General features: G+C 43.1%; 20 protein-coding genes. 12 read left to right on the top strand and 8 right to left on the bottom strand.

Translation table 11 applies throughout. The annotated features are described in order from the left end of the window. The first annotated feature begins 22 nt into the window (after positions 1 to 22). The 7 genes from PQG45_RS09310 to PQG45_RS09280 all read left to right on the top strand — a co-directional run bounded on the left by PQG45_RS09310 (position 23) and on the right by PQG45_RS09280 (position 7,265). Positions 23 to 646, top strand: a complete 624-nt coding sequence (locus tag PQG45_RS09310; RefSeq protein WP_315574399.1) for a hypothetical protein — start codon at positions 23 to 25, stop codon at positions 644 to 646. Beyond that, positions 624 to 941, top strand: coding sequence for a winged helix-turn-helix domain-containing protein (locus tag PQG45_RS09305; protein ID WP_315574397.1), 318 nt, complete (start codon positions 624 to 626; stop codon positions 939 to 941). Before PQG45_RS09310 ends, PQG45_RS09305 begins: the two co-directional genes overlap by 23 nt. Positions 942 to 944: 3 nt before the next feature. Further along, the gene (locus tag PQG45_RS09300; protein ID WP_316070738.1) at positions 945 to 2,189 is read left to right on the top strand and encodes a hypothetical protein; all 1,245 of its coding nucleotides are present in this window, start codon (positions 945 to 947) and stop codon (positions 2,187 to 2,189) included. 162 nt (positions 2,190 to 2,351) lie between these two features. Beyond that, positions 2,352 to 3,266 (top strand): TolB family protein, encoded by a 915-nt coding sequence (locus tag PQG45_RS09295; protein WP_315574394.1) that lies wholly within the window; start codon positions 2,352 to 2,354, stop codon positions 3,264 to 3,266. A gap of 26 nt (positions 3,267 to 3,292) precedes the next feature. After that, complete coding sequence (locus PQG45_RS09290; RefSeq protein WP_315574392.1) at positions 3,293 to 4,693, top strand: Gfo/Idh/MocA family protein; 1,401 nt, start codon at positions 3,293 to 3,295, stop codon at positions 4,691 to 4,693. A gap of 63 nt (positions 4,694 to 4,756) precedes the next feature. Continuing rightward, positions 4,757 to 5,863, top strand: coding sequence for a helix-turn-helix domain-containing protein (locus PQG45_RS09285; protein WP_315574391.1), 1,107 nt, complete (start codon positions 4,757 to 4,759; stop codon positions 5,861 to 5,863). A gap of 115 nt (positions 5,864 to 5,978) precedes the next feature. Continuing rightward, positions 5,979 to 7,265 carry a fibrobacter succinogenes major paralogous domain-containing protein gene (locus PQG45_RS09280; protein WP_315574390.1) on the top strand — a complete coding sequence of 429 codons (1,287 nt, stop codon included), beginning with the start codon at positions 5,979 to 5,981 and terminating at the stop codon, positions 7,263 to 7,265. A 51-nt stretch (positions 7,266 to 7,316) separates the two neighbouring features. On the opposite strand, the gene PQG45_RS09275 is transcribed toward PQG45_RS09280, so the two are convergent. Next, positions 7,317 to 8,387, bottom strand: coding sequence for a carboxypeptidase-like regulatory domain-containing protein (locus PQG45_RS09275; protein WP_315574388.1), 1,071 nt, complete (start codon positions 8,385 to 8,387; stop codon positions 7,317 to 7,319). Between the two features lie 203 nt (positions 8,388 to 8,590). Between PQG45_RS09275 and PQG45_RS09270 the strand changes: the two genes are divergently transcribed. Continuing rightward, a complete protein-coding gene (locus PQG45_RS09270) occupies positions 8,591 to 9,658 on the top strand; it encodes a bile acid:sodium symporter family protein (RefSeq protein ID WP_315574387.1) in 1,068 nt (355 codons plus the stop codon). A 22-nt stretch (positions 9,659 to 9,680) separates the two neighbouring features. Continuing rightward, on the top strand, positions 9,681 to 10,445 hold the full coding sequence (locus PQG45_RS09265; protein WP_316070737.1) for a sterol desaturase family protein: 765 nt from the start codon (positions 9,681 to 9,683) through the stop codon (positions 10,443 to 10,445). On the opposite strand, the gene PQG45_RS09260 is transcribed toward PQG45_RS09265, so the two are convergent. From PQG45_RS09260 to PQG45_RS09250, 3 genes are read right to left on the bottom strand one after another with little or no spacing between them, the layout of a single operon-like run. Beyond that, a complete protein-coding gene (locus tag PQG45_RS09260) occupies positions 10,442 to 11,830 on the bottom strand; it encodes a TolC family protein (RefSeq protein ID WP_316070736.1) in 1,389 nt (462 codons plus the stop codon). The genes PQG45_RS09265 and PQG45_RS09260 overlap by 4 nt on opposite strands. Further along, positions 11,820 to 13,133, bottom strand: coding sequence for an HlyD family secretion protein (locus PQG45_RS09255; RefSeq protein ID WP_316070735.1), 1,314 nt, complete (start codon positions 13,131 to 13,133; stop codon positions 11,820 to 11,822). The genes PQG45_RS09260 and PQG45_RS09255 overlap by 11 nt, the downstream gene beginning before the upstream one ends. Beyond that, positions 13,120 to 14,763, bottom strand: coding sequence for a peptidase domain-containing ABC transporter (locus PQG45_RS09250; protein WP_315574379.1), 1,644 nt, complete (start codon positions 14,761 to 14,763; stop codon positions 13,120 to 13,122). The genes PQG45_RS09255 and PQG45_RS09250 overlap by 14 nt, the downstream gene beginning before the upstream one ends. A gap of 130 nt (positions 14,764 to 14,893) precedes the next feature. Here PQG45_RS09250 and PQG45_RS09245 point away from each other — a divergent pair, with 130 nt between their 5' ends. Beyond that, on the top strand, positions 14,894 to 15,565 hold the full coding sequence (locus PQG45_RS09245; protein WP_316070734.1) for a TetR/AcrR family transcriptional regulator: 672 nt from the start codon (positions 14,894 to 14,896) through the stop codon (positions 15,563 to 15,565). A gap of 53 nt (positions 15,566 to 15,618) precedes the next feature. Here the strand turns inward: PQG45_RS09245 and PQG45_RS09240 are convergent, their stop codons facing one another. Both PQG45_RS09240 and PQG45_RS09235 read right to left on the bottom strand, forming a co-directional pair. Beyond that, entirely contained in the window at positions 15,619 to 18,228 is a 2,610-nt protein-coding gene (locus tag PQG45_RS09240) for a TonB-dependent receptor domain-containing protein (RefSeq protein ID WP_316070733.1), read from the bottom strand. 206 nt (positions 18,229 to 18,434) lie between these two features. Continuing rightward, positions 18,435 to 19,631 carry a multidrug effflux MFS transporter gene (locus tag PQG45_RS09235; protein WP_316070732.1) on the bottom strand — a complete coding sequence of 399 codons (1,197 nt, stop codon included), beginning with the start codon at positions 19,629 to 19,631 and terminating at the stop codon, positions 18,435 to 18,437. Between the two features lie 181 nt (positions 19,632 to 19,812). Between PQG45_RS09235 and PQG45_RS09230 the strand changes: the two genes are divergently transcribed. Then, the gene (locus PQG45_RS09230) at positions 19,813 to 22,551 is read left to right on the top strand and encodes a DUF7133 domain-containing protein (protein ID WP_316070731.1); all 2,739 of its coding nucleotides are present in this window, start codon (positions 19,813 to 19,815) and stop codon (positions 22,549 to 22,551) included. Positions 22,552 to 22,565: 14 nt separating this feature from the next. Further along, positions 22,566 to 24,203, top strand: a complete 1,638-nt coding sequence (locus PQG45_RS09225) for a carboxylesterase/lipase family protein (protein ID WP_315574370.1) — start codon at positions 22,566 to 22,568, stop codon at positions 24,201 to 24,203. Positions 24,204 to 24,233: 30 nt separating this feature from the next. Here PQG45_RS09225 and PQG45_RS09220 read toward each other — a convergent pair whose 3' ends face one another. Both PQG45_RS09220 and PQG45_RS09215 read right to left on the bottom strand, forming a co-directional pair. Next, positions 24,234 to 24,995 carry a hypothetical protein gene (locus tag PQG45_RS09220; RefSeq protein WP_315574368.1) on the bottom strand — a complete coding sequence of 254 codons (762 nt, stop codon included), beginning with the start codon at positions 24,993 to 24,995 and terminating at the stop codon, positions 24,234 to 24,236. 165 nt (positions 24,996 to 25,160) lie between these two features. Next, positions 25,161 to 26,117, bottom strand: a complete 957-nt coding sequence (locus PQG45_RS09215) for a phytanoyl-CoA dioxygenase family protein (protein ID WP_315574366.1) — start codon at positions 26,115 to 26,117, stop codon at positions 25,161 to 25,163. Positions 26,118 to 26,162: the final 45 nt, after the last annotated feature.

Raw genomic sequence — 26,162 nt, 5'->3', positions numbered from 1 at the left:
GTAGCACAAAGTACTTTTTATTATGGAAAAACACGAAGAACAATTAGCCGCGATTCAAGAAATGCGAAGCATGATGGATCAAGCGACGCGCTTTAAATCCATCAGTGGTTTATCTGGGATTATTGCGGGTATACTCGCGCTCTTTAGTGTGTATTTAATCTACCAGTTAACAGGTATTTCGCCAGTTGAAGCGGAAGCTTTGGAACGGATTTGGCGATCTTCTTCTCAAGTTTTTGTCTTGTTGGCATTGCTAGGCTTATTCGTGATTTGTATTGGCATAGGCATGTACTTTGCGATGCGCAATGCTCGCCAGTCGGGAAAACCAGCCTGGGATCATGCAGCCAAACGCCTTTTGGTGAGTTTAGCTATACCGGTTATTGCGGGGGGCATTTTTTCTGGCTTGCTAATCCAACAAGGATTGGTGGCAATCGCGGCACCTGTTACACTCTTATTTTATGGAATGGGCTTACTAAATGCGAGTAAGTATACCTTGGATGCTGTTCGCACGGTTGGGATCGTCTTTATTTGTCTGGGACTTTTAGCTACCTACTTTTTGGCTTATGGCTTATTGATTTGGGCTTTGGGTTTTGGGTTGGCACATATTGTTTACGGATTTATCATTTATGTCAACTACGAACGTGCCTAATTTTCTCGAAAATCTCAATAAGGCTTTTGAAAGTCGGGTCCGCTTGGGTATGATGTCTTTGCTGGCTGTAGAGGAAGAAGTGGACTTTGCGCGCCTAAAAGAATCCTTGCAACTCAGCGATGGCAACTTGGCTAGTCACATGCAAGCACTGGAAAAGTTGGGCTACGTCGAAGTCCGCAAACAGTTCATTGGACGAAAGCCCAATACGCAATATGCGGCAACCGAGTTAGGTCGAAAAGCTTTTACGGCTCATTTACTGACCTTGGAAAAACTGATCAAACAAATGCAATCATAACTTATGGAAAATCTCATTAAAGATAATGTGGGCCAACCGGCTTACTTGGAGAATTTATACCGTTCGAATCCTGTGGAATTTGCGGATGCATTTCACGTGGTTTATCCTGAAATTCAGACGGAATTAACGGCTCAAATTTGGCATGAACGATTACGAAATACCCCAAATGAAATCACTTGGGGCACGTCGAAGGATTGGATTTTTGTGGCCATATCTGCACTTATCGTTGCCTTTTTGATGCAAATGCCGGATTTGTTTTCCATCTCACACGACTTCTATTTTCCACGTAATATGGCCTTTATCGCCATGCCTGGCATTGCTGCTTTTTTTGCGTTCAAACAGGACTTGTCTCTGAAGTCGATCTTGCCGCCCTTGGGTATCTTGCTTTTTTCGGTTGTTTTTATTAATCTATTACCTGTCGGCCCAATGAGTGACACCTTGCTGCTAAGCTGTATTCATTTGCCTATTTTGATCTGGTTGCTGGTGGGATATATCTATAGCGGCGCTCAGTTATCGCAGACCGAAAAACGTATTAATTTCTTGCGATTTCATGGAGATTTATTGGTGATGAGTGCTGTAATTTTGTTGGCTGGAGGCCTTTTCACTGCATTAACGATTAATTTATTTGGGTTGATTGGCATCAAAATTGAAGATTTTTATTTCCGCTATTTGGTGCTTTCTGCCTTGCCTACCGTGCCTTTGTTGGCGACTTTATTGGTCCAACAAAATCCAACACTTGTTAGCAAAATCTCCCCTGTCATTGCGCGGATTTTTACTCCTTTGGTTTCGTTGATGTTGATTATTTTCCTCCTGACATTTATTTACTCGGGGAAGGATCCGTATAACGATCGGGAGTTTTTGTTGATTTTCAATGGGATTTTGATCGGCGTGATGGCTTTGTTGTTGTTTTCCGTGAGTGAGTCGACGAAGGATGCCGCTTCTCATTTCCAAAGGCTCTCGCTCATTATTTTAGCCTTTTTAGCAATTATCAATAATGGAATTGCCTTGTCTGCCATTGCCTTTCGATTGTTCGAATTGGGAATAACACCAAACCGATTCGCGGTATTAGGAAGTAATGTACTTGTACTTGTAAACTTGGTTTTCGTTACACGGGAGTTATTGGGCTTGTGGAAAGGAGTCAAAGGTCTAAAGGATGTAGAAGCTAGCATGACACGTTTTTTGCCTTTTTATGCCTTGTGGGCGGCCATTGTGAGTTTTGTTTTTCCACTTGTATTTTCTTTCCATTAAACTGATTTAGATTATCAAGTTCTTAACGAATTTTCGGCTTTCCCCGAACTACCTTTGGCAAACCTTGAAGGATTGCCAAAGGTAAGGGAGAAAGGTAAGAGGGAAAATCAGGATAGGAATTTCCTACGTTTCTACGTAAACTTACATCAATCTAAACCTACCATGAAAAAAATCCTCGCTCTGGCGTTCATCGCCAGCTCGCTTTCGGCACAAGTCCCCGCGGGCAAAAAAGTCATCAGCTCGTTGTACATCTACGACCTCAAGTCGGGAAAATCCGAGAAAATTTTGGAAGAAAAACGACATTTTGAGGCGCCCAATTGGTCGCGCGATGGGAAATTTCTTCTTATCAATGCCTACGGAAAACTCGAAAAAATCAGCCCTCAAGGTGAGAAATTAGGCGAGTTGAATACAGGAACCGTGCAGAAGGCGAACAACGATCACGGCTTTTCGTTTGATGGAAAGACCTTATATATTTCGAGTGCAAAAGCCGACATAAAAGAACACACATCCTTTATTTATCAAGTGGCTGCGGAAGGTGGAACACCGGTCCAACTTACACCCTTGACCCCTTCCTATTGGCATGGCGTATCTCCCGATGGGAAAACGATGGTCTATTGCGCCGCGCGAAACGGGAATTATGATGTCTATGCTATGTCGACAAACGGTGGAGATGAGATTCGCCTTACGAGTACAGATGGCCTAGACGATGGTCCGGAATATTCGCCCGATGGAAAATACATCTACATCAATTCGTATCGTTCAGGTATGATGCAGATTTGGCGCATGAAGGCGGATGGAGCTGATCCGGAGCAGATGACCTTCGACAACTATTCCAATTGGTTTGCGCACATCGCACCGAATAATAAAGTGGCAACGATCATCACCTATTTGGAGGATCAGGCGCAGGCGCATCCCTTTGGCCGACAAATCAAATTGCGTTTGTTGGATTTGAAAACGAAAAAAATCAAGGATCTGACGGAAGCGTTTTACGGCGGACAGGGCACCATCAACGTTCCCTCGTGGAGCCCTGACGGAAAAAAATTCGCCTATGTGCGATACGCATTAGAAGATTTGTAAATTAGTGCCTGAAAAATAACCTATTTATGAAAGATAACAGTTCCGCATCACGCAGACGATTCCTGCAGCAGATTGGTGCCACAAGTATGGTAGCCGCTGCGGCGCCTTTGCAATCATTCGCTGCACAGCAAAAAGCAGAAGAACGTATTTTACGCTACGAAAAACCGATTTCTGTTGGTGATAAAATTCGCCTAGGTGTCATTGGTTTTGGTGTCCAAGGCCACTTCGATTTGGCATCTGCCCTAAAAGTTCCCGGTGTCGAATTAGCCGGAATTTGTGATTTATACACGGGTCGTATCGAAAACGCCAAAGAAATTTATGGCAAGGATTTATACACTACCCGCAATTACAAAGACTTATTAGACCGACCGGATATCGATGCGGTGATTATTGCTACACATGACGTTTGGCATGCGCGCATCACAATCGACGCGCTAGCCAAAGGCAAGCACGTGTATGTGGAGAAACCGATGGTTTATAAAATTGATGAAGGCCATCGCGTGATTCAAGCACAGAAGAAATATAACAAAGTGTTACAAGTAGGTTCCCAGCGCGTAAGCAGCATCGGTTTGGCGAAGGCTAAGGAGATGTTGGCCAACGGCGAAATCGGGAAACTGAATATGGTGAATGCCGTATATGATCGTCAAAGTTCGATTGGCGCATGGGAATATACCATCCCGAAGGATGCGGATGCTTCTACATGTGATTGGAATCGTTTCATTGAGGCGACAGCCAAAATGGAATTTGATGCGAAGAAATTTTTCTGGTGGCGTGCATTTAAAGAAGTGGGTACCGGTGTTGCAGGGGATTTATTTATTCACTTATTGAGCGGCACTCACTTCATGACAAATTCGAATGGCCCGGAAACGATTTTCTCTACGGGGCAATTCAGCCATTGGAATGACGGTCGGAACTTGCCAGACGTGATGTCGGGCGTCATGCAATACGGCAACACGGGGCAGCATCCTGCCTTCCAATTAACCTTGCAAGTAAACTTTGTGAGTGGAACGGGTGGACAAGAAGTGATTCGTTTGATTGGTTCAGAAGGGGTGATGGATGTAAAGGGGAATACAATTTCCGTGAAGCATAGCATTATGCCGGAGGCACCGGGTTTTGGTGGATATGATTCCGTATTTACCTTCTCGAAAAACATGCAAGATGAGATGACGAAGGATTACAATGCCAAATGGTCGGAGGCTCAGCGCAAACGCCCCATCAAGGAGGACGTGGTTTTCAGAGCGCCAGCAGGTTATGATGAGCATGTGGATCACTTTACGAACTTCTTTGATGCCATTCGCACGGGGAAACAAGTTGTGGAGGATGCCACATTTGGATTTAGAGCGGCAGCGCCAGCTTTAGCTTGCAATGAAAGTTATTTCAGCAAGAAGATTATCCAATGGGATCCAGAAAGCATGAAACTAAAATAAAGGAAGGGTGCTCATTCGAGCGCCTTTTTTGTTAACTTGTTTTCGTTTCTAAATTATGCGCTTATGTTGTTTAATCTAATCCAGATTTCCTGGAGTGAGATGATTTCATTATTCAATTTTGTTTCGATTGTTGTGGGATTTTTGGCCCTGGGGGACTTTTTGATTCGTTTCAAGCGTCCTCGCCACATTAAAATCTTCTTTTCATTATTTTTATTTTCTTTGCTTTTTTTAGACTGTTTACTGTGGCTTGAGGTTTCTTTTCAAGTCCTCGTGGCATGGTCTCCCATTATCAATTTTGGTATTTGGGTGACAGGATTATTTACCTTGTCGATTTTAACCGTAGGTCGGATATCTCGATGGGTTTGGTGGTCAAGTGCCTTAATCTTTTTGCTGAACTGCTATAATTATTCTGTTTTATTGGATTTGGATGGCGTGGTATTCGACCGACGGTCCATCTTCATGTTGCGGGGGCCAGACTCTTTTTCATTCGTGCAATTAGGGCGATATGGACAGCGGATTATTTTATTGATTTCGATTATTAAACTGGCGCGTGTAATTTTCTCGATTCAAGCAGTACGAAATTTGTATTGGATGCGTTTAAAGCGTTGGCTAACGATTATGATTACCGTTGCAACGGTCGTAATATTTTGTAACAATATCGTAGCAATATGGGTATTTAAGACACCTTATTTTTTCGAATTTAGCTTGTGCGTATATGTCTTCTTTTGTTTATCAACATTCTTGCTCGTTTTATATCGCCCGGAATTTTTGAATAATCACAATGTGAGTAAGTTGGATTTTAAACGTTACATGCGAGCAATTGATTTGCAATTAACGGATGCAAATTTCTTTGTTCCATTTTTTCAGGACATGTACTATTTGAATTCGGGAGCAACCATCGATCACTTTTGTAAACAATACGGGATTGTTGAATTTGATCAATTCAACGAGCAAATTATTCAGCGTTACCAAATGAGCTTTAGCCAATTAATCAACCAAAAGCGGATAGAGTATTTTGTCTCCCTAGCTAAAGACCCCAACTATGCCTATTATTCCATTGAGGCATTGGCCAAGGAATCTGGATTTAATTCACGAACGGCACTTTATAAACCATTTAAGAAGTTTCATGGTGGAACTCCAATAGACCTGATTCATGCGCTAAGTAAATGATTATGAGCTGTCTATAAAATTTAGACACGTCGCCAAATCATGAGACACCTCAGGCTTGCTCCTCGAAGCCTACAGGAATAATTTTGAGAGATAATTTCACTCAAAAAATATGATAATGTTTCAACGGTTCCTTAGTTTGTGCATGTTTTGCGCAATGCTTTTTCTGATTAGTTGTGAAGAAAAAACTCCTTCTGTTAATACTCCATGCGGTCCAAGCTCCGTCTTAGCGACGGCTAATTCGGCAACAAAAATTACGGTTCAATGGGGTGGTAGTGATTGCTCCAATCAAGCGACCTTAGGATATAATGGGACGAGAATTTGGAGAAAGTCCTCTATTGATACTGTTTACCGACCAGTTATTAATTTACCTTTTCCGGGCAAAAACGCAAATGATTATTCTGCTACTTATTCTTATGTTGACAGTACATTGACACCTAATGTGCAATACACGTACAAGGTTCAACACTGGTTTGCAGATGCGGTATCAACTTTTCGGACAGCTTCTGCAACAACTAAGTCAATTGTTTTACCAGCAAGTCCAGGGCCTTTAGAACTTTATAATAGGACTGAAGAGGCAATCGCGATTTTATTTGTTGCATCATCGACAAGTCTTACTGAGCCCACATTAGGCATCAAGATATTTCGTAAATTAGCTTCTGAGTCCGATGCTGCTTATGTTCAAATTGCGGATGTAGATCCATTTGGTGTTAAACATTACATTGACCGAAATTTGAAACCAAGTACGGCTTATACGTATAAAGCTTTCCAATACAATATAAACGGAAATGGTCCTGAGGCAGTTGCTACTTTCTCTACCTTATCTTTTTCTATCCCCGAAGTAACCATCAGCGGTAAAACGTGGATGTTAAATAATTTGGATGTGACAAAGTACCGAAACGGGGATGTTATTCCCGAAATTAAATCGTTGGAAGCGTGGAAAGCCGCTACTACAGGAGCTTGGTGCTATTATAATTTTCAATCAGATATTAATACTACGATTTGGGGTAAATTGTATAACAAATATGCTATTGAGGATCCAAGGGGCTTAGCGCCTAAGGGCTGGCATATACCTACGAAGGTGGAATGGATGGAAACCATTACGGCTGTCGGTCCCGGTGGAGCCCCTAAACTTAAGGTGGCTACAAGTTGGCGCTATTCATCTTCAATCAACAAAGGAACAAATACTAGTGGCTTTTCAGCCTATCCAGCAGGAGGTATTATTCGTGGTCAATTTGATCCTATTAAGTCAAATGAGGAGTCATACTTTTGGACTAAACCTGCAGCGGGTGATGATGTAAAGTATTACATCTATTTAAATGCTGAATCCAATGATGTAGGTGTATATCCCGATGTAATCGAAGGTGGACTTCACGGTTTTTCTGTTCGCTGCCGTAAGGATTAATAATATACCTAGTTTTAATGAATTAAGGGGCGCTCGTAAGGGCGCCCTTTTTTATGGGGTATAATCAAGAGGTAATAATTCCGCCATCCCGATGCGTCCCATATCGCCCCGCATTTCAAGCGAAAATGGATCCATTAAGTTTCCTGAGGGGCTAAGCAATACGAGCCCTTTGGGGATTAAAATCGTATAGGGGTATGGAGCATCTGGAAATACGGGTCGGAGCACGCGCCGTTGGTTATACACCAATTCGATCGCATTTTGGGTATCTAAATAAAATAATTCGCTGCCGGGGTAGGGCTTGATTAATTCAGCAGACTGAAATGGGAAGTGACGGGTGGTTGATATATCAAAAAAGAAACCACGTCTACCTTCCGACGTATTTTGAATGCCAGGTTTAAGTAAATAGGCATTAAATCCTGCAGATTCTAAATCATTTTCCATGAGCGCCTGCAAAAAATGTGAGAGCGATCCCAAATATGCTTCTTTCCGGTTTTCATCCCACCGCTTTTGTTGTCTAAGAGTCCAAGGCCGTATGAGTTCAAAACGTGCTAAACCCCTGAATGAGGTTAAATCTCGCGTCTTTTCTAGTCGATCAAGGGTATACGTGATTTTATACCCTAAGCTCTGATTTTCAATAATCAATGGAGAAGTAGCCTTAGCAATTAGTCTGCCATCATCTTCTTCAAAATTCACCACTTCTTTATTCCGTATTTGAACCTCTTTGCTGTTGTAAGAGTCTCCCAAAAAGGCTTTTTCAAATGTCCTTATATGTTTCTCCCAGGTTTTGTCGCGTGATGAACTCACGCGAACTTCGTCGAGCGTTTGGTTATCTTCTTCGAGGGAAATGTTGAGTGCTTTCGACGCCTTCCATAACTCTACTTGCTGAATCTTGGTTTTATATCCAACAAAAGAGGCTACTATGCGATATCGACCCGTTGGAATTCGATTCAGATGAAAATTTCCAAGTGAATCCGCCTGCGCTCCAAAGGTAGAGCCTTCCAAATAAACATTGACACCTGGAATTCCCATCCCTGTTTTCGCATCTCGTACATTACCAGAAATTCGGTATTTTTCTTGTGCCAATAACGTGCATGATAGTAGAAGGCAGAACAATAATTTCATATGGATTTGGGACACTCGATGCTTATCATTACATGCCGCGGTCATAATGACTTTTTTATACATGAAATAGCATATGGCGTTTTTAAGGATGGGCTACATCGTTATCGAAATCAACCTAGAGCCTATTTTCTTAAAGTTAGTGGATGTGATTTTAGGCTACTAATTTAATTTACTATTTTTAGCGTATTCTAAACCTGAATTACATGAAACCATTTATTTTTCAGACCTGTTTGGGTTTGGGATTTCTTACGGCGATTGCTTCTTCCATTTGCTTTTTCTTAGGTATTCCCGGTACGGCGCTCGCTTTAATGCTAAGTTTCATTTGCCTTGCCCTAGGCTTCCAAGGCTTTCCCATTTTGAAAGGATTCTCCTATACGCTTTTCATCTTCGCCGCTTCCACGTACGCCTTGAATTATCCAGAAAATTTAGTGAGTTTTCAAGGTTATTTGCTGAAGAAATTGGTTACTCCCTTGCTCGTTATAACCATGTTTGGCATGGGCATTCACATGAATTTGACACGCTTTGTTGAGATCGTCAAAGCACCCAAACCGATCTTAGCAGGGATCTTTTGTCATTACTTAATCATGCCAGGTATCGGATTTGGGTTGGCGATGACCACCGACCTGCCTCCCGAAATCGCCGCAGGAATTATCCTCGTGGGCTGTTCGCCCAGTGGCGTAGCATCTAATGTCATGGCCTATATATCCGGAGGGAATTTAGCTTTGTCGGTGACCGTCACGGCAATTTCCACGCTCTTAGCTCCGCTTGTCACGCCTTTATTGATGAAGCTATTGGCAAATCAATTGGTACCCATCAACTTCTGGGATATGTTTTGGCATATTTTGGAAATTGTGATCTTCCCTGTGTTAGCGGGGTTGGTGTATAATAAATATGCTTACGGGAAGCAGAAATGGCTTGACGACTTACTTCCCATCCTGTCCATGGCATCCATTATTTTTATCGTCGCATTAACGGTGTCTGCGGGTCACGATACACTTCTGTCGATTGGTTGGCTATTGATTCTAATCGTAATCGTACATAATCTTTCGGGCTACTTTTTTGGATATAAGATTAGCAAGTGGATGGGAATCAATGAACAAGATTCGCGGACGATCGCCTTTGAGGTTGGCCTGCAAAATGCAGGCTTAGCCACGGGAATCGCTGCTAAAATGGGTTTCATGGCGACGATGGGTTTGGTGCCTGGTATCTTTGGTTCGATGCAGAACATAACTGCTTCTGTTTTAGCTAATTGGTGGGGTCGTAAAAAGTAGAATTTTGTTGTAATATTGCAGCATGGATTTTTCAATGCCCAAATTTCTGGAGATTTTAACGATTGTAGGTAGCCGCTATTTTATCCTGGCTGGAATCTTTTTTGTGATTAGTTATTTGTTGTTACGCAATCGCATTGCCAAGAAGAAAATCCAATTAGCCTTCCCCAAAAACACCGATTACCTGCGCGAAATGGCCTATTCGTTTTCGAGCATGGTCATATTTGCTATGATTGTTACCGGGGTTGTTTTTAATCCCGCGGTCAGGCCGTATACGAGCATTTATTCAGATATTTCGCAATATGGCTTGGCCTATTATCTATTGGCGTTTCCCATCATGTTTGTTGCGCATGACACGTATTTTTATTGGATTCATCGCATGATGCACCACCCGCTGTTATTCAAATGGTTTCATTTGGTACACCATAAATCGACGAATCCGTCCCCTTGGGCAGCCTATGCCTTTCACCCTTTAGAAGCAATTCTGGAAAATGGGATCATCATTTTGTTTTATTTCACCCTCCCGATGCACGTTACACACGTGCCGATATTCTTCTTATTTTCCATCATCTATAACATTTATGGACACATGGGCTGGGAGCTTTATCCCAAGGGTTTTAATACAACGCTGATCGGTCGTTGGGTGAATACCGCCGTCGCACACAACCAGCACCACAAATATTTCAAAGGCAATTACGGCCTTTATCTGTTATTTTGGGACCGCGTGATGGGTACGATGCGAAGCGATTATGATGAGGCCTTTGATCAGGTCAAAAGCCGTAAAATTTAATTTTCGTACAAGACCCCAGCACTTGCCTGCAACGCAAAGGTCGTTTTCTGTAGGTAGGCTTTCAGGTCGGCCAATTTTTCTGCGGCTTCGAGGGATTTCATTTCCCGACTGTTGATTAAGAACAACGACGATTCTCCATTTTCAAATCGCATTTCTTCTGCTTTGACCAATGATTGGTAATTTGTGTAGGCGGATTCTTGTGTCCGAATCTGTTTTTGTAGGGCCTCAAATTGATTGAAGTAGTTACGCACTTTGATCTCGACCTGAAGTTGTTTTTGGTTTAAATTCAATTGCTCGGTTTCCAACTTTAATTTGGCCGCTTGGTAGGCACCCCTTCCTTCCGAAAGGCGCAGGGGTAGCTCAAATTTGATGCCGTATTTATAATTATTCTCCAGAAAGGAAGCGCCATACAGCGAGGGTCCGCCCTTCGATAAATGATTGTAACTGACATCGAGCTTAGGAAGTAAACTTTGGAATTTCAACTTCTTCTCAATGCCTAATACATCCAACTTGTTTCGGTAATTATTGATTTCCGGATGATTTTGCATAGCCTTATCTAACAGGCTTGTTAAGTTGAGGTCAGCATTTGCGAGTAAACGTATTTCCTCGTTGGCCGCCGGAACGACATCATCCGATAGGTCCACCGGGCTATTGTCCGCATTCCACAAGAAGGCAGAAAGACCCAGTCGGGCATTCGTAAATTCCACGGCCTTTGCAGTTAACATATTCTCAAATGTTTGCTTTTGTGTTAAGGCCTCCAGCGTATCCACCGCCGGTCTATCCCCAAACTCCACACTCTTTCGTACGAAATCAAGGCGCTTCGTCGCATTTAAGTAATTGGCTTGAACAAGTTGTAAAACTTGGTGGCTTCTAACCCAAGTGATGTAACTTTCCATGGCGTCCAACAGCAAGTTATTAAGCTCTGTGCGCTGATCTTGAATCGCCATTTTTTGCATGATTTTGGCTTGCTGAAGCGCGGCTCTTCGCTTATCCATCAACAGATTTTTGGCCAAGGGAATTTGAACGCCGAGGTAGCTCGTTTGCCCAACGGTCTGACTAGGGTCCAGGCGAGAACCTTGGATGTTTTCAATCCCTGCATTAAACTCAATTCCATACCATGTGGGAATGCTTAGGGAGGGGGCATGGTAATCTAGGTAGTTTTTGCCATCTAAGGTTTTTTGCGTGCTATAATGCTGCAGCACGGGATCAAATGCGCTACGTGCAATCGTCAACGAAGCATTTGATTGCTTTATGTCAATCAGCGTCTGCTTGACGATCGGATGAAAATTCTGTACAATTTGCCAATATTCGGTTGAGCTAAGGGATTTTTGTTGGCCCCAACTAACATTGAAAATGAGCAAAAAAAGCAGGACCTTATTTTTCATTCTTTTCCTTTTTTTCCTTTTTCCCTTTGTAATAATCTGCTGGAAAACCATTGATGTTTCGCCACAATTCATACCAAACTGGGACGTCGTTTAGCAAGGCGATGCCTTGAGCACCCGCACCGATACGCAATTGTTTTGGCCATCGTTTCCCCGAAGGATCTTCCTCGACAATAACACGGAAAAGCCCCTGGTCATTGATGGTGTTTTCAACTGCCCGAATTTTCCCTGGGAATGTTCCAAAGCTTTGGTTCGGCCAACCGCCAGCAAATAAGATGACAGGATACCCGTCAAAAATCAATCGAACTTCCTCGCCAGGAACGATGAGGGGTAAATCAACCGGCCGTACAAAAATTTCGACCGCCACATTCGTATTGTTGGGTACGATGGTAAGCAAATCTTCACCCTCCTTAATAATTTCACCTAAACCGGATTTGGTCGCTTGGATGATTTGTCCTGCTTGTGGGGCAATGATGTAATACATTCCATTCCGAATGGTGTAATTTGTTACCTGATTTTCGAGCTTTGCAATGTCTCCTTTATTTGTTTCTACTTGGCCCAAACTTTGGAAACGCTCGCCTTCTGCTTTATTAATTTTCTCGCGGTATTCTTGATCTACACCACGTAATTCAATTTGGGCATTGGCAATATCTTGCAAGGTTTGATTCACTTTATTCTCAGCCGTTGTTTTTTTTGCAAAAGCATTTTGCATGGCCACATTACGCTGTTGATATTGTGTCTGCGAGATGAGCCCCTCGCGGTACATTTTCTGGTTACGCTCAAATTGATCTTTGGCAAGGTTATAGTCATTTTGCGTGGCATCAAGCTCCGCGCGTTCGCCGGTTATCTTTTGCTGCAACTGTTTGATTTTATTCTCAACCTGGCTTTGCTTTAAAGTTAATGAGCGCCGTAGGTTGTTCATTTGATCTTCTGTTGCTTGAACTTTTTGCTCATAAAAACGAAGGGACCCAACTTTAGCATTAAGCTGTTCTTGGGTACGGGAGATTAAGTTGGGGTCCAGGTATTCGCCCTTAATCTCGGTTATCTTAGCCAAAGTGTCGCCCGCTTGAACGGTATCACCCTCTTTCACCCACCACCGACTAATTTTTCCGGCGATTGGGCTATAGATTTTTTGCGGTTTTTGTTCTTGGAATAAGCTGGTGACATTTCCTTTGCTTCGGATATTTTGTGTCCAAGGCAAAAATATTATCGCCAAAGTCAACACCAACAAGGAGATCAGCCAGGGCTTAATGGCCGTGCTTTTCCCTTCCTCATAGATGTGGTCAAACGCATTAAATTTTTCCATGGCGCATATAAATTTGTTGGTCTGTCAATCGATTAAAATCGGCATCATCCGACACCACAATCACGGTTGTATCAGCAGGTAAATTTAGCAAGTAGTGCTTCAATTGTTCTTTATTTTTCGTCTCCAATCCGGCCCATGGCTCCTCAAGCAATAAGAGTTTTTTCGGTCCACATAGTGCACGAAGCAAGAGCACCTTTTTGATGATGGTTTGGGGCGTTTTCTTCCCTATAGGCTCAATGATGGTGTCAAAGCCAGCAGGGAAATGACTTAAGAAATCATCAAAACCAAGTTCCATGGACTTCTGAAGAATGAGGTCAGCTGTGATTTCTTTTTGACCCAAGCTGATATTTTCCCAAAGGCTTCCGCCAAAGATTTCTTGACCATGTAAGACAACCCCGGTGTTTTTCCTTAAATCTTGTAACGCGTAGTTCTGAATTGGAAAATGATTTAGCTGAAAGCTCCCCTCAAAGTCTTGGTAATTACCGGTCAACATACGTAGTAACATCGACTTACCTGAACCTTCCGGGCCATCAATGCTCACCTTTTGGCCAGGCTTGATGTGGAGGTTGATGGATTCAAGTATTTTCTTACTTGCATCGAAAGAAAAAGAGAAGTTGGACAGTTGGATGTCCAAGCCTTTTTGGATGTTTAGCTCCATGGTCCCTGATTTCTCTAATGGACTCTCGGTGACACTCGCAATCTTTTCTAAGCCTGTGATAACATCATAAGCACTATCTAAGCTGGTTATCAGTTTCTCCACCGCACCAATCACCATTAAAATAACGATTTCAGCAGCGATAAATTCGCCAATGTTCAATTGCTGGTCAATCAACAAGTAGGTTCCCAAGGTGAGCATGAGCACTGTCAAACTAACCTTGAAGAAAATAAGCGTTTTGTATTGGAACAATAACACGTGAAAATGTTGGGTGCGGGCTTCTAAATATCCCCGTGTATGTGCATTTGTTTTCTCCAAATTAAGATCAGAGCCTTGGCTAAATTTGAATGACTTTAGGGTACGCCCCATCTCATTGAAAAAGCCTACGACCTCATATTTATAATTGGACTCCTCAATACTCGTTGATATACCTCTTTTGCTCGACAAATTAAATATTAGACCCAACAAAATCAGCAGAAAAATACCTAATAAAATAAAGAGTGGGTGGTACAAGGAAAGTAGTAATATGCCAAAGATTATCTGAACGCTGGCGATGGGAATGTCTAGCAATAGTTTGGCAAATCCTTTTTGAATATTAATGGTATCAAAAAAACGGTTGACCTTTTCTGGAATGAAATAGTGGTCCATTTTTTTCAAGTCCATGCGCGGGATGGTATCAGCAAAGGTATAGGCATAATTTGCAAAGACGCGTTGCTGTATCGTCTCGATGATTTTCATTTGATTAATTTGCAATAGGCCTACCAGAAAAACGCCTAACACAACGAGGAAAATAAGGACATATATGGAGCTAACCATGGTCGCCCCCATCACTAATCCGATGATTGTTTGAACGCCTAAGGGTAAGCTTAAATTGATCAAACCACTCAACATCGAGAAGAGGTAGATGGAAACGACCTCCTTTTTATGTACGTTGACAAGTTGGGCAATTCGCTTTAACGGATTGGAAGGTGTCATGTTTTTTAGATTAATGGTCAAAATTATAAATACTTTTTTAAATAATAGTAATGCTATCTAAAATAATATCGAAATATATTTTGTAATAGTGTTAATATCGGTTAATTTTGAACGTAGATTTTAACAGGCTATGGATTATTCGTTGAGTTTTAAGGTAAATGAGAATATCTATTTGCGCGATCCGGAAGGTACGGAGCTCGGCAAGCAGATTATCAAGCACGCCATTGAACTCATTCACGAGATAGGATTTGAGCATTTTACCTTCAAAAAACTAGCGATTGAAATGAATACGACGGAAGCCTCAATCTACCGTTATTTTACCAATAAGCACCGACTATTGCTCTATATTTTGAATTGGTATTGGTCTTACATGGAGTATTTGGTTGTGGTGCAGTTGGAGCCCATTCAAGACCTACGTGCCAAACTTGAACGCGTCGTAGAATTATTTACACACGAATTGCCGGAGCGTTTAGGTCAATCGGATTACAATAAGAATCGTTTACATCAAATCGTCATTTCAGAAAGTAGCAAAGTCTATCTGGTGAAAGAGGTGAAGGAGATCAACGAGAATGAGGTGTTTAAACCTTACAAAGATTTGTGTGCGCGTATATCGGATTTAATTAAGGCCTATCAGCCCAACTATCCCTATCCGCATTCGTTGAGCACAACGCTAATTGAGACGGCGCATTCCCAATTATTTTTCAGTACGCATCTTCCAAAACTCACGGATGTTCAGGACTTGCCTAAGCCAAGTTTCGTGGAACAATACTTGAAGGATTTGGTGTTTAAAGCACTTGCGTAGGCACAAAAAAAACGACCCGTTTGGGCCGTTTTCATTTTATTGTTTTCCTAATCTTATTGCTGCATTTGTTGCATATCCGCGCCACTGTTATTGTTACGCTTCATTTGGCTCATATCAAATTTTCCAAAGCGAACCGACAAGGTCAAGCGAACTTGTTGGGGATTTGAAATCCGGTAGCTCGTTTGTACAAAGCCATCACCGATCGACACACGGGTATTTCCACGCGTCTTCATGATGTCATTAAAGGCCAAGGTTAAGGATGCCATATCATTTTTCAGGAATGATTTTTTGATTGCCAAGTCGATGCCGTAGTACGGTTCCACGTAGCCTTGTGATGAACTTTGCGCCTGCATACCTGGAGGGCCCATTTGACCTTGGTTTTGACTAACCGGCATATTGGTTTTTCCCTGGTAATCGCCCGACAATTGAATCACCCATTTTTTAGGCAAGACAAAATTGTTATTAATCTTACCAAATGCCGTCCAAATACCATCGCTCACTGCACCGGCTCCTTCAATGTTACTTGTGTTGATTTTTGAATTGTACACGTTTAAGTTGGCCGTAAAATCCCACCAATTAAAAAACTTGTTCACATAGGTCGCCTCAGCACCATAATTGATACTGGAGTTTGCGTTGATAAACGTGTTAATCAAATCCATTTTTCCGCTGACAGGATTAATCTCCTGGCTATAATACCGCGTAATTAAATTGTCTGTGTATTTATAATACCCCGATAACAAGAACGTAGCAGACCCTTTTGTCTTGCTGTAAGACAGTTCGCCTGACGTCGTGAATTCAGGAACCAAATCCGCATTTCCTCGTGTAATATTTAAGCTGTCGCTGTAATCGACAAATGGAATAATTTGGAAGAAATTAGGTCGATTTACACGGCGCGTTACGCTCAATTGTAATTGATCTGTTTTCGATAAATCCTTCTTTAAGAAGATAGATGGAAATAAACTCAATGGAAAATTATTGCTAAACTGCTGTTTTGTATTCAATAACTCGCCCGTATAATTTGAGCTCTCTCCTCGCAATCCAATTTTGTAAGAGAAGGCAGGTGTTTTACCTGATACCGACATATAGGCCGCGTACACATGATTTGTACTGGTGTAATTAATCGAAGCGGATGTAATTTCTTTGTATACGTCTGAGCCAACGGCCTTTAATGTATTTACATTTTTATTCGCTAATTCATTGATCTGTGCGCGAAGACCCATTTCGATGGTACCTTCGTTTTTAATGGGCTTCACATAATCCGTTTGAACCGTGATGAATTTATTATTCCCTTCGCCGGCATTTTTCTGAATCTGCGTACCTGTGATGGCACTGTTGTTCAAATAATTTGTCGTAATCAAGGACTCATTTTTGTTCGTACCTCCAAAGAAGTTCATGTCCATGGTTAACTCTTCTCCTGCTTTCGGGAAGGTGTGTTTGAAGCCCAACTGGAATCCTTGGGGTTTAAACTCACGCTTACTTTCCGTATAGCGATTACTGAATGATTTAACTCCATTGACGGTACTCGTAATGTCAAGTGTTTCGATAGGCTTGAACTGGCCTCCGCCTCCAAAGAAAGCACCTAAGGTTATTGTCGAACGGTTCGTTAAAGCGTAATCGGCAGAAAAACGAGGAAACAACATGAATCCTTTTGTCTTATTTTCAGATGACTGGTAAATCGATGTAGCTACGTCGCCGATGCTTGCCTGGCGATCACTATATCCATTCGATTCATTGCGCTCCATCATGTTCATGATCGTCGCCGTTAGGTTCCATTTGTTTTGTTGGTAGCTGAAATTACCCATCAAGTTGGTGCCCCCTCTGCGGTTAGCTCCTGCATTCACCATCCCATTGTAGCCATTCTTTTTGTTCTTCTTCAAGACAATGTTGACAATTCCTGCCATACTTCCAGATGCGTCGTATTTGGCAGATGGGTTTGTGATGACCTCTACTTTATCGATGATATCAGCAGGGATTTGATCCATGGATAAAGTTGTAGGTCTTCCGTCGATGAATAGAATTGGGTTCGCGTTGCGAACTTTTACATTGCCATCGATGTCGACTTGAACAGATGGAATATTGCGCATCACATCGATCGCGGTACCCCCAGAAGTCACGATGTTTTGACCTACGTTAAATGATTTTTTGTCGATGTCCATTTCGACCAAAGCTTTGGTTCCCGTCACCACAACGGCATCTAATTCTTTTGAATCTGTGGCTAATTTGATGTTCCCTAGATCTTTTTCGAAGGCTGCCATCATTTTAGCCATCATTTCGGGATCGGGTGCTTGACCAGGTTTCATGCCACCCATGGGAGGCATCGCGAAAGCCACGGGCGCCTCGTACGAGGTAAAACCCACAAAGCTGATTTTGATTTTCAATTTGACATTGATCGGAATCTCTTTGAAATTAAAGTCCCCGTTCAGTTCGGCTTGTTGGGCCTTCACTAAAATATCTTTCGGTTTTTTGGTTGCTGGGTCAATCGTCGTTTTCAATAAAACAACGGATGCGAATTCAACCGGTTTTCCTTGATCGTCAACAACTTTTCCATACACATGGCCCCGATTCATGTCGGGCATTTTGGCTCCGGCCGGAGCTCCTGGAACTTGCGCGAATGCAAAGCATGTGCTAATCGAAACAAGGGTAGTCAGAATGAATTTTTTCATTAGGCGGATTGAATATTATTGTATCTCAAAGATACATTTAGTGTTTTTTAGTTTGTTATTTTTTCTGCTCAGCGGTCGAATGTATAGATGAAAGCAGGGATTGTTGAGTTCAGTCACTAGTCGCTAGTCGTCAGTCGCTAGTATTATTGTGTTGAAATGTGGTCATGTTACTCGGTTAATTACAACTGTCGACTAGTGACTAGCGACTAGTGACTTTTTACAATACCCCTTCCTAGAATAAACAGAATCGTATTCGCCAGTGCCGCACATCCCACAATGATGATTGCCATAGTGAATGGTGTTCCATCAAACAAGAGCCCAACAAGTACGGAGCAAACGGCACCCCAAGCCATTTGGATGGAACCCAACATCGCTGAGGCCGTTCCCGCACCTTGGTGAAAGGGACGCAAGGCAAGTGTCGCGACGTTCGGGAAATTGAAGCCTTGGCAGCCCATGATTAAAAACAATAGAAAGATGTTCAACTCCATGTTCAACAAATCAAATTTTGCCAAAAGCGACAAAAGTAAACCTAAGGCCAACTGCGTAGGCAAAGTCACGCGCAATACTTGTAAACTCGTGTATTTCTTTAGGACGATGCGATTAAGTTGGCTCGCTGATATGATACCCGAAGCAACAATCGCGAACAGAAATCCAAATGTTGACTCACTGACTTTGTAATAGGTTAAAAAGGTCAAAGGAGCCCCACCCACATAAGTGAAAATACTTCCCGCACCAATCGCTCCCGTAAAGGCAAATACCAAATATTCTTTCTCCTTAAACAGCGCCCGGTATGCTTTTATAATCGTCGAAATCTTAAATGGCCCTCTTTTTTCATGGTTTATTTTTTCCGGTAACCACGATTTGATCAAGAAGATGATGACCAACAGGATGCCGGCTAAGACTAAGAAAATTGCTTTCCAACTTGCGAGCGTCAACAATAAACTTCCTAAGGACGGAGCCAAAATAGGTGAAACCCCTAAAATTAGAATCATCATGGACATGATTTTAGGACGTTCTTTTTCTTCGAACGTTTCTCGAATCACGGCGTTTGGAGCAACCATACCTACGCTACCACCGAGTGCCTGGAACAAACGAAAAATCGTTAATGCTTCTACAGATGGGGCAAATGCACAGGCGATGGAACTTAATACATAAATAGAAAGTCCGATGTATAATACATTTTTCCGACCAAAATGATCCAACAAAGGCCCACTGATTAATTGGCCTAAACAAATTCCAAAAAAGAAACTGGATAAGGTATATCCCATTTCCTCCTGTGAGCAATTCAGTGCAGCAGCAATATTCTTAAAAGCAGGTAGGTACATGTCAATTGACAAGGGTCCGATGGCCGATAGAATACCAAGGATTAATATAATTTTTGTCCGCGATGATGTTTGCGTCATAAGTGTAGAGGTTAACTAAGCTGCAAAATTACCACCATTTCGCGGGGATTAAAAACGGGACCTAATTATTAGCCGTATAAATAAGGTTATCTCGAAATTTTCATCTTTTGTCTATAAATAGTTGTAAATCAGGACATTCATTTGTTCTTTCATTCTGACATTGAAGTACAATTCTAAACCTATGAAACGAATTCTAACTTTTGGCCTATTGGGCATGGGTCTTTTTATGGCATTAAGTGCCGCAAAGCAACCTAATTTGCCTAATGCTCTAGCGCAAGATTCCCTTCGCATACCTGCTGGCGTTGACCCTAACGATGAAAATTGGAAGGGCATCGACCTTACTCCGAAAGATCCCATTAAACCTCTAAGCATTGAAGAAGAAGCGAAGCGCTTTCAATTGCCTCCTGGGTATAAAATTCAGGCGGTACTGACAGAACCTGCTATCCAGCAACCCGGCGAAATTGTCTTTGATGGAAACGGCCGGATGTATGTTCTCGAATTACGCTCGTATATGCTGGATGCGGATTCCAAAAATGAACTCGAACCCATTAGCCGGATTTCTCGTTGGGAAGATAAAAATAACGACGGTGTCTATGAGACGGGAACGACTTTTGTCGATAACCTGATCTTTCCTCGTTTTGTGTTACCCTATGGCAAGGATGCAATCTTGACAATGGAATCTGACGCTGATAATATTTATAAATACACAGATACGAATGGTGATGGCAAGTCTGATAAAAAGGAATTATTTACGACGAAATATGGCCGGTCGGGGAATGTGGAGCACCAACAAGCCTTCTTGTTTTATGGCATGGACAATTGGCTTTATAGCACGGTCAACGCTTTCCGTATTCGTGAGACACCGAATGGTATTATTCGCGAGAAGACAGGTGCCAATCGGGCACAATGGGGAATCACCCAGGATGATAATGGTAAATTATGGTTTCAAGGGGGCGCTTCAGGGGTCCCATCCTATTTCCAATTTCCCATTCAATACGGAAACTATGATGTACCCAATGAGTTAGCGAAAGGTTTCGAAGTTCCATGGGGCGCAGCTGTGAAGATTGCGGATATGCAAGGTGGGATGGATGAAATCCGCCAACCTGATGGATCACTAAATCGGGTGACCGGCTCCGCCGGAAATGATATTTATCGGGGGGATCGTTTACCGACTTCGTTACGTGGTCAGTTGTTTTACGGTGAACCTGTTGCGCGGATCGTCCGCCAAATTAATCCCGTTGTGAAGGAAGGATTAACAACTTTACACAACGTATTTCAAGACCAGAAATCAGAATTCTTAAAATCAACGGATCCGCTTTTCCGTCCAGTTGACATGGCCACCGCGCCCGACGGAACAATGTACATCGTAGACATGTACCATGGCATTATTCAGGAAGGACAATGGACACCCAAAGACTCTTATTTACGTTTGAAGATTGACCAATACCGTTTGGACAAAGTGGTCGGACTTGGACGTATTTGGCGCATAACCTATGATGGCCAAGAGCGCGACAAAAAGCAAGCTCGGATGTACGATGAAAAATCAGCCACGCTGGTTAATTATTTAAACCACCCGAATGGTTGGTGGCAGGATATGGCGCAGCAGGTTTTGGTCTTACGTAAAGACAAATCGGTCGTGCCGGCATTAAAGCAAATGGCCTTAACAGGTTCGACAATCAATGGTCGTATTCATGCGCTTTGGACACTGGAAGGTTTGGGTGCATTGACCGCACCGACGGTACAAAAAATGGTTGTCGATGCGAATCCGCGTATCCGCATTCAAGCTTTGAAAGCTTCGGAAACTTTGTACAAAGCGGGGGATAAATCGTTTGCTGCGACGTATCAAAAAAGCATGCTGGACAAGGATCCTGAGGTGGCGATGCAAGCAATTTTCTCCGCAAAGTTTGTGAAGGCTCCCGACCTGGAAACGCAGGTTAAAGCGAGCTTAGCGAAACATCCAACGGGTGGAGTGAAGTTGGTGGGTGAACAAACCATCACCCCTCCAAAACCCCGCCAAAACGGGCCATTCAATGGAACAGAATTGAGTAAAGATCAAAAGGAAATCTTGGCTCGTGGCGAACTGGTATTTGCTGAGTTGTGTTCGCAATGCCATGGCAATGACGGTATGGGGAAATCGATGGGGAATAATAAGTTACTTGCTCCAGCTTTGGCAGGAAGCTTCCGCATTCAGTCGCATCCGGAATATGCGGTGCGCGTTTTGTTACATGGTTTAGATGGCGCGGTAGAAGGGAAGAATTACGCGGGAGGCATGATGCAACCGATGAAAGAGCAGTCGGACCAATGGATCTCCGATGTCGTTTCCTATATCCGTAATGGTTTATCGAATGATGCTTCATTTGTGACGCCCCAACAAGTCGCAGCGATTCGCGCCAAAACGTCGAATCAAAAAGCCATGTATAAATTTGAATCTTTAATGAGCCAAGTTCCGCAGGAATTTCCGACGGATGCCTCATGGAAATTTGCGGCGAGCAATACCGTTTCTACACGTGTGGGAGGTAACGCGTCTCCTCGAAGTGCGACGAACTACGAAGGCTGGTCTACGGGAATTACGCAGGCCAAAGACATGTGGTATCAGATTGAATTTCCACAGTCGTTCAAGTTATCAGAATTTCACTTTACGTCGAACACGACATTCAAGCGTCCCTCGAAGCCTACGCCAGGAGTTGCGCCGACGATGATTCCCACATACCCGCGCCTCATGCATTTGGAGACATCCATAGATGGGATCAATTGGAGTACACATGTGGCAAATTGGAAAGGAAAAGAGGGTGACAATGTCGTAAGTTTTGACCCTGTCAAAACGAAGTTTGTCCGTTTGAAATTAGGGGAAGGCCTAACGAAAGAGGCCGACGAAATTCCGTGGTCAATGCGCCAAGTAAAAATTTATGGACTAAAATAAACAAGCTATATCCTATGAAATCAAATCGCAGAAATTTTATTCAATCCTTGGGATTGGGTGCCGCATCGCTCAGCGTGGGGAAACAAATGACAAGCACCGTGGCGGCGAATACAGACGATCAAGTCTTATTCGTGGGCGATCAAATCGCCGTAGCACAAACCGAATATGGGAAAGTCCGAGGATTTATCTTGCGTGGAATTAATCAGTTTTTGGGGATACCGTATGGGGCGGACACGAGCGGTAAAAACCGCTTTATGCCGCCGCAAAAACCGACTGCTTGGTCGGAGGTTAAACCTTGCGTTTGGTGGGGAAACACCGCTCCACAAATCATGGAGAAACGCTATGCGAATGCTTATGCTTCGTTTGTTGATCATTGGAATTACGATGATGTTTCGGAAGATTGTTTGCGCTTGAATGTATGGACTCCGGCGATTGATTCGAGCAAGCGTCCGGTGATTGTCTGGTTACATGGTGGAGGCTTTACGAATGGTAATGCAATTGAACAAGATGGCTATCATGGCGAAAATATTTCCCGTTTGGGCAATGTTGTTTTTGTGTCGATTAATCACCGTTTAGGGCCCTTTGGCTATTCGCATCTCAAAGCGGCAGGCGGTCATCCGCATTCAGGAAATGTGGGGAATTTAGATATGGTTGCGGCATTGGAATGGGTCAAAAATAACATTGCACATTTTGGTGGCGATGCTGCTAATGTGACCATCATCGGGCAATCGGGCGGTGGAGCGAAGGTTACTACATTAATGAATATGCCTTCTGCCAAAGGATTGTTTCACAAAGCGGTGGCCTTGTCTGGAACTTCCTTGGGTGGGGTTAATAAAGAATATGCTGAAAAGTTGGGTGTAAAGGTGATGGAGGAGGCGGGTTTGAATGTGGGTGAAATTGAAAAGCTCCAACAAATTCCTTGGCGACAATACATTGATATTACGTCTCGCGCGGTGGAGAAAATGAATGAAGAAGCTAAGAAAATGGGCATTGCGCGAGGTGGATTTTCGCCCGTGGCGGATGGCGTTACGATGAATGATCAACCCTTCTTTAGTGACCCGAATCATTTCTCTGCGGATATCCCGTTAATCATTAATACAACATTCCACGAGTTTAGTCCTTCACGTACTGATGCGAGTTTGGAATTGATAACACTTGCGGGTGTAGTTGATAAAATTAAACCACGCTTTGGCGATCAGTCGGCGGCTATTGTGGAGGCCTTCCATCAAAACTTCCCGAATGCCAAACCGGTTGAAATTTGGGCGATGATAAATTCAAATCGCAAAGGTGCCATCGCGGCTGCGGATGCGAAACTCTCGCAAGGCAAAGCGCCCGTGTATGTTTCTTGGTTCGGTTGGCAGCCGCCGCTATTCGATGGTCGGATGCGTGCGTTCCATTGCGATGATATCTGTTTTTGGTTTTACAACACCGACTTGATGTTGACGCATACCGGTGGAGGCAAACGCCCTCGGGCACTTTCAACCAAAATGGCGAAGTCCTTTTTGAACTTTGTCAAAACGGGCAATCCCAATGGTGGAGGCTTACCGAATTGGAAACCTTATACGAAGGCAAACGGAGAGACGATGATTTTAGACGATCAGTGCTCACTCGTTAATAACCCAGATGGCCAGGCTCGAAAAGCCTTAGGTTAAGTGAAAAAGCCCGGTGGAATGACCGGGTTTTTATTTCATGCTAAACATCTTATTAAATGCATAGGTCGCCGCCACATTCCAAACTGGGTCTTTCCCGCCGGTAATCGATGTATTGATCGGTTTGTTATAGAAATAGGAAAGTGTTACCGGACTTTGTTTGTGTGTCAGCGTAACTGATGCGTTCACATACGAACCCTCTTCGCCATTCGTGAAAAGATAGATTAACTGCGAGTTGACTCCTGCAATAAACCCTTTCCCTAAGTCTACATTATTGTAGCCACCGCGTAAGGTCAATAGGTTCGTAGGCTTCGTTTTATTTTCCACACTTCCGGCCCCTACTAAATAATAGAAACCCAAGTTGACATGTTTATTGAACCGATAATTCTGTGCCATTTCAGCCGCGACAAAGCGCTGGGCGCGTAAAACTTGTTCATTATTTCCATTGATCGTCACCGGGATTGTTTTAAAAATGATGGCCGGATGTGCGCCAATGCTCCAGGTGAATTTGGATGTTTTAGCCAATTTATAGCGAAACCAATAAATGAAAGACCAGGGTTTCCCCTCCAAGGAAACGCGGAATTCAGGTTCAAAGGTGAACTTTCTACCCACGGTAAAATTGATGATCGTCGCCGGTTTTCCTAAGGTGAAAATGGGTACGACGGAAATTCCGTTATTGGTAATCAAAGCTGTTGTTGCGAATTGGATTTCCTTTTTGGTAGAATCTGTTGCTGTTTCTGCCAGACTTGTGAATTGTATGAACAAGAAAAGGCAGACTGTTGATAAAAATTTCATAAGGTGGTTTTCAGAAGAAGAGGCAAAGGTACAATTATCAAATCGCATTTAGGAATCTTTTTAGGTTTTCGCCATGGTAATGGCCGATAGAAATTTTGCCTTTTATCCCTTCTTTAGCACGATAGACCAAACAAAAATGGCCCAAGATTTCTTGAGCCATTCGTATTACCATTTGCTTAATCCAAGGATCTTCTCGCCGAGCGGATTGAGTTTCGCGGTATCGTATTTCGTTTGTTCCCAGTTGCGTGGATCGCCCGGGAAGGCATAACCCTCGGGGGCGATGCGGTTTTTCCAGGAATTTACGCGCCACTCGCGAAGGGATACATTATCTTCCTCAGCCGGCATCATGGAGATGTATTGTGCACAACGAACCTTGTCGCTGTTGTTGGCCCGAATGCCGTGGGGTTGCAAGCTGTTAAAAATCAATAAGTCACCAGCCTCCATTTTGACTTTGGTTGGCGTGAAGCCTGTCGTGTCCGGTTTGAAGCGATCGCGGTCTTCGGGTTGTGTAAGTTTCCACGTATCGTAATCTCTGAATAGTTCCGGAATGCATTGAAAGCCACCCATGTTTTCATCGGTTTGATCCACAAGCGCGAGTACGCCCTGTACTTGAACGGGTTTTGTTTCCGGATCGTAATCCCAGTGGATGAAAGCTTTGTATTCGTGGCCGGGTCGGATCGGGAAATTTAGATTCGCGCGATCAATCGTCACCCATAATTTTTCGGTCCCCCAAATATCGACAAAGGCATCATAAACTCGTTGCATTTGTCGGTTATTCCATAGGTGTTGATTGTTGTAACATTCCACCATGCCCGTTCCTCCCAATTCTTTCATTTTCATTTCAGCACGCGGGGCGGTATACCAGGTCTCTGGATTATTGGCATCTTTCTCCTCAAACTCCCAAAGGAATTTTGCTGTCTCCAGCGCTTGTTCTTTGGGAACGGCCTGCTTAATCACGATGTAACCATTCGTTTTCCAAAATGTCCAATCCGCTTCGCTTAGTACGCGCAAGGCTTCTCCATTCGGTCGATTGTTCAAGGATAATTGGCTACTCTTTGCCGTGGATGGATTCCCTGGAATGTCGTAATGCGCATTGTTCGGAATCATGGTCTCGTTTTGCATAGTTGCTAAGGTTTATATTGACAAATTTCCACATTTTCTAAATAG

Origin of the sequence: Aquirufa regiilacus (genome assembly GCF_032470275.1) — a bacterium.
GTDB classification, from domain to species: domain Bacteria; phylum Bacteroidota; class Bacteroidia; order Cytophagales; family Spirosomataceae; genus Aquirufa; species Aquirufa regiilacus.
Note: the sequence above shows the minus strand (reverse complement) of the source record. Positions and strands in the feature narration are given on the sequence as shown.